This is a genomic window from Mesorhizobium sp. (assembly GCF_005063415.1).
Lineage (GTDB): Bacteria > Pseudomonadota > Alphaproteobacteria > Rhizobiales > Rhizobiaceae > Mesorhizobium.
Window position 1 is genome coordinate 16,900 of sequence record NZ_SUEG01000041.1, and the last position, 12,606, is coordinate 29,505.

Consider the following 12,606-nt stretch of genomic DNA (forward strand, 5'->3'; position numbering starts at 1 on the left):
GCCGGAACGGCGGGCGGAGCTCGAAAAGACACTGCGCGAACTGACCAGCCGCATCCGCGACGAGAGCCTTCGCTATCACTACCAACAGGAAATGCGCGAGCGGGTACAGAGCTTCTTCGGGGCCCAGCGCGGACGCCAGGGACGTCAGGACGGACGGCCAGGTGAGCGCTTCCCGGGCAGGGTCTCCGCACCGGGCGGACAGTTTGCGCGCGGCGGCAATGCCGGTGGGCGCACCGCGATCACCGAAAGCCTCGGCCGCTCGGCGCTGGTCAAACGCGGCGGCGAGGGCATGTCGGTGCGCGAGGCGACGATCATTGCGGCCCTCGTCAACCATCCCGTGCTGATCGACGAGAATTTCGCCCATGTCGAGTTCCTCGATCTCGCCAATTCCGATCTGAAGCGGCTGCATGCGACCATCCTCGACGCCATGGCGCATGATATGGCCAACGACCGCAACGCAGTGATCGCGATGATCGAGCGGGCCGGCTGCGGTGAGATCTGGCAGCGCGCTGTGGCGCTGATCAAACGTGCGCGGCAATGGCCGGCGCTGGAAACGGCAGCACTCGACGATGCTCGCGACGCGTTCAGCCAGGCTCTCCACTTGCAGCGCAGCGCGCGCACCTTACATAAGGAGCTGAAGCAGGCGGAAGCAGCGCTCGCCAGCGACCCCACGGACGAAAACTACCGGCACCTGGTCGAAATCCAGGCGCAATTTCGTGATGTGCAGGCAACGGAAGCGCTGATCGAAGGGTTTGGCATATCGTCGGGCAGAGCTGGGCGCGTTTAGATCAAAGCCTCCAGAAGACTGAAATGTAAGGACGTGCTTGCGCGTTGAATCAAGCGTGCGGTGCTCTAAGTCGGGTAATTGATTCGCTTTTTTCATGCGAATCATGCGAGAGGCGCTTGACCTTCCGGCAGAATGGCGGAATCAGGTCGATTCGAAACGTTAACCCGCCCCGGCATCGACGGGAATGCAGCGATGTAAGGTACTGATCACTGGACAGGCAGTCAGCTTGCCACAGATATCAGGGTTAATCTGGACTTAACGAGAGATGCAGTTACTGGCCCGGTAAAGCGCGTTCTGGAAGGAGCGCATCCAATTTGACCGGACCAGCAGCTTACGCGGCTTTGATACTCAGCCGCTTGGAGAAAATAAAGACTATGGCGACAAAAGAAAAGGAAGAAGTCGAGACCGAACGCGAGGCCGCAACCGATGGCCCTCTGCTCGACCTTTCCGACGATGCTGTCAAGAAGATGATCAAGGCCGCCAAGAAGCGCGGTTATGTCACCATGGACGAGCTGAATTCGGTGCTGCCCTCGGAGGAAGTGACCTCCGAGCAGATCGAGGACACGATGGCCATGCTTTCCGACATGGGCATCAATGTGGTCGAGGACGACGAGCAGGGCGAGGAGCCCGAAGCCGCCGATACCGCCGCTGATGCCGAGGAAGATGCCAACGAGCTGGCCGAGCAGACCGGCACCGCCGTCGCCGCCACCACGACCAAGAAAGAGCCGACCGACCGCACCGACGATCCGGTCCGCATGTATCTGCGCGAGATGGGCTCGGTCGAGCTTCTGTCGCGCGAGGGCGAAATCGCGATCGCCAAGCGCATCGAGGCCGGCCGCGAGACGATGATCGCAGGCCTGTGCGAAAGCCCGCTGACTTTCCAGGCCATCATCATCTGGCGTGACGAGCTCAACGAATCGAAGATCCTGCTGCGCGAGATCATCGACCTCGAGGCGACCTATGCCGGGCCGGAGGCCAAGCAGGCGCCGGTTGTCGAGCGTATCGAGGAAGCCAAGACCGAGGAAAAGTCGCGCCGTTCGCGCGAAGACGAGGACGACATCACCAATGTCGGCGGCGACACCCGTGGCCTGGTGGACGACGACGAGGAAGACGATGACGAGGCGAGCCTGTCGCTGGCGGCGATGGAAGCGGAACTGCGCCCGCAGGTGATGGAGACGCTCGACGTCATTGCCGACACCTACAAGAAACTGCGCAAGCTGCAGGACCAGCAGGTCGAGAACCGGCTGGCCGCCGCCGGCACGCTGTCGCCCAGCCAGGACCGCCGGCTCAAGGAGCTGAAGGACCAGCTGATCAAGGCGGTGAAGTCGCTATCCTTGAACACGGCGCGCATCGAGGCGCTGGTCGAGCAGCTCTACGACATCAACAAGCGCCTGGTGCAGAACGAGGGCAAGCTGCTCAGGCTGGCCGAAAGCTATGGCGTGCGCCGCGAGGAGTTCCTCAAGGAATATCAGGGCTCGGAGCTCGATCCGAACTGGACCCGCTCGATCGGCAATTTGACCTCGCGCGGCTGGAAGGAATTTACCAAGAACGAGAAGGACGCCATCCGCGACCTGCGCGCCGAGATCCAGAACCTCGCCACCGAGACCGCGATTTCGATCCAGGAATTCCGCAAGATCGTCAACCAGGTGCAGAAGGGCGAGCGCGAAGCCGCGATCGCCAAGAAGGAAATGGTCGAGGCCAATCTGCGTCTCGTCATCTCCATCGCCAAGAAATACACAAATCGCGGCTTGCAGTTCCTCGATTTGATCCAGGAAGGCAATATCGGCCTGATGAAGGCGGTCGACAAATTCGAATACCGCCGCGGCTACAAGTTCTCGACCTACGCGACATGGTGGATCCGGCAGGCGATCACCCGTTCGATCGCCGACCAGGCGCGTACCATTCGCATTCCGGTGCACATGATCGAAACGATCAACAAGATCGTGCGCACCTCGCGCCAGATGCTGCATGAGATCGGCCGTGAGCCGACGCCGGAAGAACTGGCGGAAAAGCTCGCCATGCCGCTGGAAAAAGTGCGCAAGGTGCTGAAGATCGCCAAGGAGCCGATCTCGCTCGAAACGCCGGTCGGCGACGAGGAGGATTCGCATCTCGGCGACTTCATCGAGGACAAGATGGCGATCCTGCCGATCGACGCGGCGATCCAGGCCAATTTGCGCGAGACGACGACGCGCGTATTGGCCTCGCTGACGCCGCGCGAAGAGCGCGTGCTCAGAATGCGCTTCGGCATCGGCATGAACACCGACCATACGCTTGAGGAAGTCGGCCAGCAATTCTCGGTCACCCGCGAGCGCATCCGCCAGATCGAAGCCAAGGCGCTGCGCAAGCTCAAGCACCCGAGCCGCTCGCGCAAGCTGCGGAGCTTCCTGGACAGTTAGGCTAGGCTTCCGTGGGGGAGATAACAGAGAGACGGTCATTGCGCCGCCTTCTCCCACGGGTTATCGTTTTCAGCCTGGCCGGTCTTACCATTCACCTATTGGCTCTACTTGGAGCAATGATCTTCGGTCATTCTTTTGTGCCGTCGCAACGTTATGTGAGCGACCACGATATGATCGCGAAATCGATTGCTATACCTGCTGGCTGCTTAATTCTCGTTCTTTGCTGCCGAAAGTTTGCAAGGGACTTCGACGCCCCGCAGGTGTCCATCAAGACCCTCATCCTTTCTGTTTTTGGCGTTATTGTGTTGCCTTTTATTTTCGGCGTTTTTATCCGTGCAACTGTCCTGACTGCATACCCGCTCTGGCTAGCGGCACTGATGGGGAAGCACACGCAACTCGAATTTTCCGTCAGTGATACGGCGGGTTGGTCTTACCGCTGTCCGAATAGAGTCAGCCTGGCGGGCATGCCGATGATGACCGGCACTCTATGCGGTATCTCGGACAACCTTCGTAATACACTTCATCAGGGCACTCGGGTCGTGTTGACCGGGCGCGGCACGGCGGACGGACTTTTTGCGGCGGGAATTGATGTTGTTCAATAACTGTAATTTCCACAGGGATTTGTCCGTGATGGTGACAGCCGGATGAAAGCGGTTGACATTTGCATGATAGGGCAATGTCCATCGACGGTTCACCGGGCTCGTGGTGCAGTCGGCTGCATGAGACCGGCCGCGAGCCGAACTGGCGGAAAAGCTCGCCATGCCGCTGGAAAAGGTGCGCAAGGTGCTGAAGATCGCCAAGGAGTCGATCTCGCTCGAAACGCCGGTCGGCGACGAGGAGGATTCGCATCTTGGCGACTTCATCGAGGACAAGATGGCGATCCTGCCGATCGACGCGGCGATCCAGGCCAATTTGCGCGAGACGACGACGCGCGTATTGGCCTCGCTGACGCCGCGCGAAGAGCGCCTGCTCAGAATGCGCTTCGGCATCGGCATGAACACCGACCATACGCTTGAGGAAGTCGGCCAGCAGTTCTCGGTCACCCGCGAGCGCATCCGCCAGATCGAAGCCAAGGCGCTGCGCAAGCTCAAGCACCCGAGCCGCTCGCGCAAGCTGCGGAGCTTCCTCGACAGCTGAGGCCGGGTGACGGATAAGCAGTTTAAAGGGCGCCGGTGGCGCCCTTTTCCGCTTTGGCATAGGCGATCACGATTGGACGCGCCGCTCTTGCGGGTCGTGCCCTACGAGAGGATAATTCCGCGACGGACGCATTCTCTGGGCGACAAACCCGGATGCCCGCCCCGGCGGTTGAACGCCGTGCTCCGTGGCACCGGAGGGAGGTGTGCCATGACAACTTACATCGTGCTGATCAACTGGACGGAGCAAGGCGCCAAAAATGTGCGCGAGTCGCCGAAGCGGCTCGATGCCGCCAAGAAACTGCTGGGCGACATGGGCGGGTCCTTCAAGGCATTTTATCTCACCATGGGGGATTGCGACATGGTGGCGGTGCTCGAAGCGCCCGACGATGCCGTCCTTGCCCGCTTCTCGCTGATGCTGGCGACGGGCGGAAACGTCAGGACGCGGACGCTCAAGGCTTTCCCGGAGGATGCCTATCGCGAGATCATCACCTCGCTCGGGTAAGTCGCGCTCCAGGCCTGGCTGGCCATTTCGCGGGTGTCGTGTTGCGTTGCGGCGCAATGGCGTTTGCCGGATAGTCGGTGCGCGTCCCTCTGGTGCCGTTTCGAAACATGAGCAAGCCGCTGCTGACCGTCTGGTATAATACGCGCTGTCCGATCTGTGATGCCGGTATCAGCCGGCAGAAGCGGCGGCTGATCGAGGCGGTCAAGGCCGGGCGGATCGAATTTCGCGACATCAATGCCGAACCGACGGCGCTGGCCCGCTACGGCATCGGGCTGGAGGATATCCGGCGCCGGCTGCATGCGACCGACGCCGACGGCAAATTGCTGGTCGGCGCCGATGTTGCCTTTGCGGTGTGGCTGATAACGCCGGGCGAGGGCTGGTTGGCGACGCTGTTCGGCAATGCCGCCGCGCTGCCGTTGACGCGCTATGCCTATGATCGTTTTGCTGATCTGCTCTATGCCTGGAATCGGCGCAAAGGCCGCTGGTGACGGTGCCAGTTCACTTGGCACGAAAGGCCCCGAGATTGTTTCCAAGCCTTCGTATGGCCGGCTATCGAGCCACAGGCTCGCAAAGCCAGCCAACGATGCGGCGCACCGCCGGCAGCACCAGCAGCAGTGTTGGAAACGCCATCAGCCAGGACAGGCCCCAGGCTGTCAGCCAGGTGGCCGGCAGGTCGGGCTGGAGACCAAGGCTTTTCAGTGTCGAGATAAACGACACGATGAACGTCATCAGCAACGACAGGACCAGCGGGCTGACGATGGCGGCATAGTGCGCTGGCAGCTTTCTGCGCGAGGTTTTCACAATCATTTGGGATTTTCCCTGAAGCATCCGGTCCGTTGCCTTGGCATCCATTCGCCGGTCTTCGGCGTCACTGCCCGGTACGACCGGGGTGGATGCGTTGCTTCACGTCAGACGCTTACGGAGCGGTCTTCGACCCTCACGCGCTTCCTAGCTGCCCTCGCTGGCGAAATCAATCCTGCTGGCGCTATTTTCAGATATATCGTAAGATATATCTTGACTCGGTGGCCGTGGGTATCTAACTGAGATATATCTTAAGACATAACTCAAGGAGCAAACAATGCACAAAGGCAATCATTTCGGGCATCATCGTTTCGGCGAACACGCCGAGCGCGTTTTCATGCATATGGCCGGCAAGTTCGGCGGACGCGGCGGCTTCGGCCCGTTCGGGCATGGCATGAGAGGCGGAGGACGCGGCGGGCCGGGCGACATGTTCCGCGCCGGGCGCATCCTGGCTGACGGCGACCTCAAGCTGATCACGCTGTCGCTGCTGGCCGAGGCGCCGCGGCACGGCTACGACATCATCAAGGCGCTGGAGGAGCGCACCAGCGGCTTCTACAGCCCGAGCCCCGGCGTGGTCTACCCGACGCTGACCTTCCTGGAAGAGGCCGGCTACGCCGTTTCTGCGGCGGAAGGCAACAAGAAGGTGTTTTCAATCACCGAGGCAGGGCAGGCGCACCTCAACGAAAATCGCGAGATGATCGACCACGTGCTCGACCATCTCGAGCGCTTCGGTCGCAAAATGGCTAAGGCGCGCGACTGGTTCGGCTGGCACGATGACGGCGACGGTGGCCGGCGCGGCCGCGGTCGCTCGGAAAAGCGCGACGAGTTTCGCGCCGTGCGCCACCGGCTGCGCGCCGCGCTCGGCGAAATCGTCGATGCGCCTGAAGCAAAGCAGGCCGAGGCAATCAGCATATTGGAAGCTGCCGCGGAGGCCTTGGAAGCGTTGTCGCGCGACTGACCTCTGGCTGCCAAGCCAGCTGCGGCTCTTGCCCGCTCGGCCAAGGACCGGTACTGAAAATCATCCTGCACCGCGCTATGTGATGCAGGATGATTGCCGTTGGAGGATACCCCCATGTCTTTTCTGAATCGTCTTTTCGGCGGAGGCAACGAAGCCGCCGAGCCAAAGACAGCGGCGCCGGCAAAGCAGATCGAGCACAAGGGATTTTTGATCAGCGCCACTCCCTATAAGGCGGAGGGCCAGTACCAGACCTGCGGCGTGGTTTCGAAGGAGATCGACGGCGTGATGAAGGAGCACAAATTCATCCGCGCCGACCGCTTCGCCGGGCTTGATGACGCTGTCGACATCTCGATCAAAAAGGGCATCCAGCTGGTCGATGAGCAAGGCGAGAAGATCTTCGGGTAGATCGGCTACTACAGCCTTGGGTCGATTGGCTCGCTTTCCAACGCCAGCACGGCGAAGACACACTCGTGAACCCGGCGTAGCGGCTGCTTGGCGACAAATCGCGTTAGCGCTTCGTGACCAAGCGCGAACTCTCTCAGCGCCAGGCTGCGCTTGCCGGCCAGGCCGCGTTCTCGGAGGCGGACGAGATTGTCGGGCGCGTCATATTCGGGACCATAGATGATGCGCAAATATTCCGGGCCGCGGACCTTCAGCGCAGGCTGAATGAGTCCCTTCTTGCCACGGCTGACGAAGTCGCGTGGTTTGACCACCATGCCTTCGCCGCCTGAGCCAGTCAGCGTCTCCCACCAGGCGATGGCCTCGGCACACGCGCTGCCGTCGGCCAGATCAACCATACGCCATCGAGTCGGCGTGACCACGCCGCCACGGGCAGCCAGACGGTTCGCGAGCGACATGTGCCAGACATGGTCCTGGTCAAACCAAACACGTCCCTCGCTGGCCAGCAGGTGGAAAGGCGCGGCCTTAAGGTCCTCGACGCCCGAAACTGGCCATACGTAGGGCGCCCAGGCGGTGGCGTATTTGGCTGCGCGGGCGGTACGGTCTTCAAGGCGTGCGTTCAGGCCGGCTGCATCGACGCCGCGCGCCATCGCACGGGCCAGCGCCTCGCGGCTGGCTTTGAATCCGGCGGCAGAAGATATCGCCACCGGCGCATATTGGCTTTCGATCAAACTACCGGCCTTGGCCGACCAAGGCATTATCTCGGCGTCCAGCAGCAGCCAGTCGCTGTTCAATTCCTTCCACAGGTCCGCCGCGTCGACCTCAGCGCGGAGACGGGCGAGCAAGCCCTCCATCATGGCACTGTCATTGAAAAAGGAGCGTCCGGTGCGGGTCCAGATTGCGCCGGTTTCGCCGCCCGGGATCCCGAAGCGGCTGCGTGCCGCCTGCGCGTTCCGGCAGAGCGCGATCACTGCCCGCGAACCCATGTGCTTCTCCTCGCACACGACCTGGGCAACGCCTCGCTCGCGGAAGTAAGCGAAGGCATCCTCCGGACGTTCCAGCCAGCCGTCCTGGCTGCTCGTCTCGGACGGCGACATGGTCGGCGGCAGATAGATCAGCCATTGCGGCGAGAGCGCGAAGCGGCTCATCACCTCCAGTGCTGCCGACGCATTCTCCTCGGCCACGACAATCCGGCCCCTCAGTCCGGTCTCGATCCAACGACGACCGGAGACATCCTGATAATCGAGCACGCCGTCGGCGTCGGCCTGCGCCGATTTGTCCTGACCGGGCCTACCCAGCGGACGTACCGGCTCCGACCAGGTCTGGATTGCCGGCACCTCGACCAGGTCGCGTTCCGGCCAGCGCAAGGCCGTCAGCTTGCCGCCGAATACGCATCCGGTGTCGATGCAAAGTGTGTTGTTGACCCATTCGGCCGATAGCGTAGGCGTATGTCCATAGATAATGGCCGTCTTGCCACGATAGGCCGCAGCCCAGTCGGCACGGACGGGCAGCCCGAACTCGTCGGTCTCGCCTGTGGTCTCGCCGTACAGAGCGAACTCGCGCACGGCGCCGGAACCGCGTCCGATCATTTCTTCCTTGAGGCCGGCATGGGCGACAGCGAGGCCCCCGCCATCGAGCCAGACATGGCTGCGCAGGCCGTCGAGAAAGGCGGGCAGCGCCTCGCGCAGGCCTCGGTCCTGTGCACTTAGCTGATCGATAGTCTGCTGGAGGCCGTGGGCGACCGTGACCTTGCGGCCTTCTAGCCAGCGGCTGAGTTTGCGTTCATGGTTGCCCTGGACACAGTAAGCCGTTCCAGCCGCGACCATGCTCATGGCGATGCGCAGTACGTCGGGCGAGTTGGGGCCGCGATCGACGAGGTCGCCGACAAAGACGATCTTGCGGCCCTCTGGTGGAACCACGGTGACTGTTCGGTCGCCCTGATGCTCGGACCAGGCGATGCTGTAGCCCAATCGAGCGAGCAGGATATGAAGCTCATCCGAACAGCCGTGGATGTCGCCAATGATATCGAACGGGCCATGGTCGTCGCGCTTATCGGTCCACAGCGGCTGTCGCGACACCTCGGCCGCGTCGATGCTGGCCTCGCTGGTAAGCTTCCAGACCTGGCGGAAGCCCTCGCGTTGCAGGCCGCCAAGACCTTTGCGGATCTCGGTTGTCATGCGCTGGGCGACCCCGGCGCCAAACGGCCGGTCGGCTCGCACTGCATTGCGGGCGACGCACACCTCGACGCCGGGATCGAGGACCACGGCGACGGGCAAAGCGTGCCACTTGCGCGCCAGCTCAATCCAGGCCTTGCGGTCGGCGGCTCGCACATTGGTGGCGTCGATGACGGCCAGCCTGCGGTGTTTAAGCCGCTTGCCGGCTATCTCACGAACCAGATCGAAGGCATCCGCAGAGACGTCCTGGTCGGTTTCGTCGTCGGAGATCAGCGCCCGGCACTGGTCCGAGGAGATAATCTCGGTCGTCAGGAAATGCCTGGCGGCGAAAGTCGACTTGCCCGATCCGGTCGAGCCGATCAGCACGACGAGGGCGAAGTCAGGAATGGTGAGGTTGGTGTTATCGGGTTCTCTCATCGGGTGAACACCGCCATCTGTGTGGGGGCGCCGAGGGTCGGGTCCTCGGCTCCGATACCGCTGAAGATGGCCGAATAGCCATAGATCTCGCCGATTTTGGCTGCCCAGGCTTGGAACTGAGCCCGGCTCCATTCGAAACGGTGATCGGGATGGCGAAATGCGCCGGGGGCCAGTCTTGGAAACAGAGCGTTGTAGTCCGCATTCGGAGTGGTCACGATCACGGATTTGGGCGCCGTCTCACCGAAAACGATGCGTTCGACCAGGGGCAGCCTGTCCTGGTCGAGATGCTCGATGACCTCGACCAGCACGGCGACGTCGGCTGCGGCCCAACGGCTGTCCCGGTAGGTCAGCGATCCGTGCAGCAGCGTGACCCGGCCCTCGGGCGGCCCGCCGAACTCGTTCAACTTGAGACGCTTTGCAGCCCATTCCAGTTCGCGTGCCGCCGGATCCAGCCCGAACAGCTTATGCACCCATCGCTCGCGCACGAGCCGACCGAGCAGCTTGCCTTCGCCGCATCCCAAATCTGCAATCGAGGTTGACCCCGTCGCCTGAATAGCCTGGACCACAGCTTCCATGCGCAGATCGTTGAGCCGGATCGGCGTCTCCAGCGCTTCCTCGGGCGTAACGCGCAGCTCGGCAGGTTGTGCCTCGCCAGCCGTCTCGGGAGCCAGCCGCTCCAGGGCGATGCGGGCCAAAGCCCTGCGATTGCCAAGATAGCGACGCACGATCAGGTCTTTGGCCGGATGGTTTTCCAGCCAGCCCTCTCCCCTGGACAGCAGCTTGTCGATCTCTGCTTCGCCGACCCAGTAATGCTTGGCATCGTCCATCACCGGGATCAGCACATAGAGGTGATTCAACAAGGCGCTGAGCCGGCCCGTGCCGGTCAGCATCAGATGGCCGTATCGGGGCTCGCCTGCAGCCCCGATATCTTCGATTGGCGTCAGATCGACTGTCCAGCCCAAGGGTTCGAACAAACTTCGAACCAGAGCCTCACCGCCGCGCATCGGCAGTGGAGTAACCACGGCCTCCAGCGGCAGTTCGCTGTCGGCTAGTTCCTGGCGCTCCTTCGATATACCGGTCATCGCCGTCCGCAGCATTTTGTTCAGCGCCACCGACAGGAAGGATGATGCAGCGTAAGGCCGGTCGTTCAGATATTGGTCGAGCAAGCCTTCTGCCTGACCCTTGCCTCGCACCAGTCCCACCGGGTCGACGTCGAGCAGGAGTGCAGCCTCGCAACGGTCTTCGTTTGCCTCGGGATAGAACAGCCAAGCCTTGCCGAAAGACAGGTCGGTCTCGTGCAGGCGATCCGGATGCTTGTGCAGCAAGAAACCGAGATCGGTGGCCGGACGGTGCGTTGTGGCAACAGACAGGAACATCCGCGACCGATAGCGCAGACAAGCGGAATAACCAATGGCGGTTGTGTGGCCCACGACAGGCTGTCGCTAACGAGAAACAAGGACAGGCGCCGGGCGCCTGCCCTTGTACAATTCAGACGATGCTGACGCTTTACGCCGCGGTGGCGACGCGCTCGGCATTTCCGGTCGCGGCCACAATGGCGTCGACCTTGGCCGAGGCCTTGGCCAGCGCTGCTGCCACCGCATCGGCGCCCATGCCGACTCCTTCGATGCGGATGACCTCGACATCGGTCATGCCGAGGAAGCCGAGCACGCTGCGGAGGTAGGGAATGGCGTGATCGAACTGCACTGCCGCACCTTCGGAATAGATGCCACCCGAAGCCAGCACGACATAGACCTTTTTGCCGGTGACGAGGCCCTTAGGGCCGTTCTCGCCATAGGCAAAGCTCCTGCCGGAACGGGCGACGTGATCGACCCAGGACTTCAGCGTCGAGGAGATGTTGAAGTTGATGAAGCCGGTGGCGAGAATGACGGTGTCGGCCGCAAACAGCTCGTCCAGTACAGTATCAGAAACGCCGACGACCTCAGCCTGGCGCTGGGTGCGCGCTTCGGCCGGCGTATAGATGCCGGTCGAATAGTCGGGGTCGATATGCGGCAGCGGGTTGGCGACGAGGTCGCGGGCGACAAGCTTGGCCGAAGGATCGGCGGCAAGCAGTTTGTCGGCGAGTTCGTTGGCGACGCGGGTCGAGTGCGAGGCGGCGCCGCGTGGGCTGGATGTGACAAGAAGGATGGACATGGTGACTCTCCAGGGTTGGATTAAAATCTCCCGGCAAATATGTGTGCGCAGACTCATTTGAAAAACTGGTATATTTTGTATATGATCCATCTAAATTGTGGATTGAAAGATGCAGCCCAACCCGACGCTTGACCAACTGCAGATCCTGGTTGCGGTGGCCGACACCGGTTCCTTCTCGGCTGCCGGCCGTAAGCTCAGCCGCGCGCAGTCGGTCATCAGCTACGCCATTGCCAACCTCGAAGCGCAGCTTGGGCTGAAGCTGTTTGAGCGTGAGGGCACGCGTGAGCCGCAACTGACCGATGTCGGCAAGGCGACGCTGGAAGATGCGCGGCGCATGGTCGGCGTGCTGCAACGCATCCGCTCGCGTGTCGACGGATACCGGCAGGGATTGGAGGCGGAAGTTACGCTGTCGGTGGACGTGACGCTACCGTCGCCGGTGCTGGTTCGGGTGCTAAAGGCATTCGAGGCGCAGTTCCCGGCAGTGACGCTGCGTCTGCATATCGGCTCGCTTGGCCTTATCCTCGATCATGTTGTCGGCGGACAGGCCGATCTCGGCATCGGGGGGCTTCTGGGTGAGACGGACGTGAATCTGCTTCGCATCGGCTTCTTCTCTCTGGTGCCAGCCGCAGCGCCTGATCACCCGCTGGCGCTGCTGCCGAGACCAGTGGCGCTAGAGGATGTCCGCGAACACATTCAACTGGTGGTCTCGGACCAGTCCGAGCGTACGCGCGGGCGTGACTATGGCGTCTTCGCCTACCGCACCTGGCGGCTGACGGATGTGCGCACCAAGCACGTGCTGATGCGCGAGGGGCTGGGCTGGGGCGGGCTGCCGCGATGGCTGATTGCCGATGATCTGGCGAACGGCCGGCTCGTCGAACTCGATCT

11 protein-coding genes and 2 pseudogenes are annotated in these 12,606 nt (G+C 62.1%); 9 read left to right on the forward strand and 4 right to left on the reverse strand.

The genetic code is table 11. The features are described from left to right. The 6 genes and pseudogenes from E5W70_RS13535 to E5W70_RS13560 form a co-directional block, all read left to right on the forward strand. Positions 1 to 787: pseudogene (locus E5W70_RS13535) on the forward strand (DNA primase); the annotation flags it as partial. Between the two features lie 374 nt (positions 788 to 1,161). After that, positions 1,162 to 3,183 (forward strand): RNA polymerase sigma factor RpoD, encoded by a 2,022-nt coding sequence (gene rpoD / locus E5W70_RS13540; RefSeq protein ID WP_023678297.1) that lies wholly within the window; start codon positions 1,162 to 1,164, stop codon positions 3,181 to 3,183. A gap of 38 nt (positions 3,184 to 3,221) precedes the next feature. Continuing rightward, positions 3,222 to 3,785, forward strand: a complete 564-nt coding sequence (locus E5W70_RS13545) for a hypothetical protein (protein WP_292658750.1) — start codon at positions 3,222 to 3,224, stop codon at positions 3,783 to 3,785. A gap of 113 nt (positions 3,786 to 3,898) precedes the next feature. Beyond that, positions 3,899 to 4,320 (forward strand): annotated as a pseudogene (locus tag E5W70_RS13550) (sigma-70 family RNA polymerase sigma factor); the annotation flags it as partial. 207 nt (positions 4,321 to 4,527) lie between these two features. After that, positions 4,528 to 4,821, forward strand: coding sequence for a GYD domain-containing protein (locus tag E5W70_RS13555; protein WP_292658752.1), 294 nt, complete (start codon positions 4,528 to 4,530; stop codon positions 4,819 to 4,821). 107 nt (positions 4,822 to 4,928) lie between these two features. After that, the gene (locus tag E5W70_RS13560) at positions 4,929 to 5,309 is read left to right on the forward strand and encodes a DCC1-like thiol-disulfide oxidoreductase family protein (protein WP_292658754.1); all 381 of its coding nucleotides are present in this window, start codon (positions 4,929 to 4,931) and stop codon (positions 5,307 to 5,309) included. A gap of 61 nt (positions 5,310 to 5,370) precedes the next feature. On the opposite strand, the gene E5W70_RS13565 is transcribed toward E5W70_RS13560, so the two are convergent. After that, positions 5,371 to 5,628, reverse strand: a complete 258-nt coding sequence (locus E5W70_RS13565) for a DUF2798 domain-containing protein (protein ID WP_292658793.1) — start codon at positions 5,626 to 5,628, stop codon at positions 5,371 to 5,373. A gap of 271 nt (positions 5,629 to 5,899) precedes the next feature. Here E5W70_RS13565 and E5W70_RS13570 point away from each other — a divergent pair, with 271 nt between their 5' ends. Further along, complete coding sequence (locus E5W70_RS13570) at positions 5,900 to 6,580, forward strand: PadR family transcriptional regulator (RefSeq protein WP_292658757.1); 681 nt, start codon at positions 5,900 to 5,902, stop codon at positions 6,578 to 6,580. Between the two features lie 114 nt (positions 6,581 to 6,694). Beyond that, the gene (locus E5W70_RS13575) at positions 6,695 to 6,985 is read left to right on the forward strand and encodes an HlyU family transcriptional regulator (protein ID WP_292658760.1); all 291 of its coding nucleotides are present in this window, start codon (positions 6,695 to 6,697) and stop codon (positions 6,983 to 6,985) included. Between the two features lie 8 nt (positions 6,986 to 6,993). On the opposite strand, the gene E5W70_RS13580 is transcribed toward E5W70_RS13575, so the two are convergent. From E5W70_RS13580 to E5W70_RS13590, 3 genes are all read right to left on the reverse strand, one after another. Beyond that, a complete protein-coding gene (locus E5W70_RS13580; RefSeq protein ID WP_292658763.1) occupies positions 6,994 to 9,570 on the reverse strand; it encodes a polynucleotide kinase-phosphatase in 2,577 nt (858 codons plus the stop codon). Next, positions 9,567 to 10,946, reverse strand: a complete 1,380-nt coding sequence (locus E5W70_RS13585; RefSeq protein ID WP_292658795.1) for a 3' terminal RNA ribose 2'-O-methyltransferase Hen1 — start codon at positions 10,944 to 10,946, stop codon at positions 9,567 to 9,569. The genes E5W70_RS13580 and E5W70_RS13585 overlap by 4 nt, the downstream gene beginning before the upstream one ends. Before the next feature lie 130 nt (positions 10,947 to 11,076). Continuing rightward, positions 11,077 to 11,721, reverse strand: a complete 645-nt coding sequence (locus E5W70_RS13590; protein WP_292658766.1) for an FMN-dependent NADH-azoreductase — start codon at positions 11,719 to 11,721, stop codon at positions 11,077 to 11,079. Positions 11,722 to 11,830: 109 nt separating this feature from the next. Here E5W70_RS13590 and E5W70_RS13595 point away from each other — a divergent pair. Beyond that, positions 11,831 to 12,606 (forward strand): LysR family transcriptional regulator (locus E5W70_RS13595; protein ID WP_292658769.1); only part of this gene is annotated, 776 nt, incomplete at its 3' end.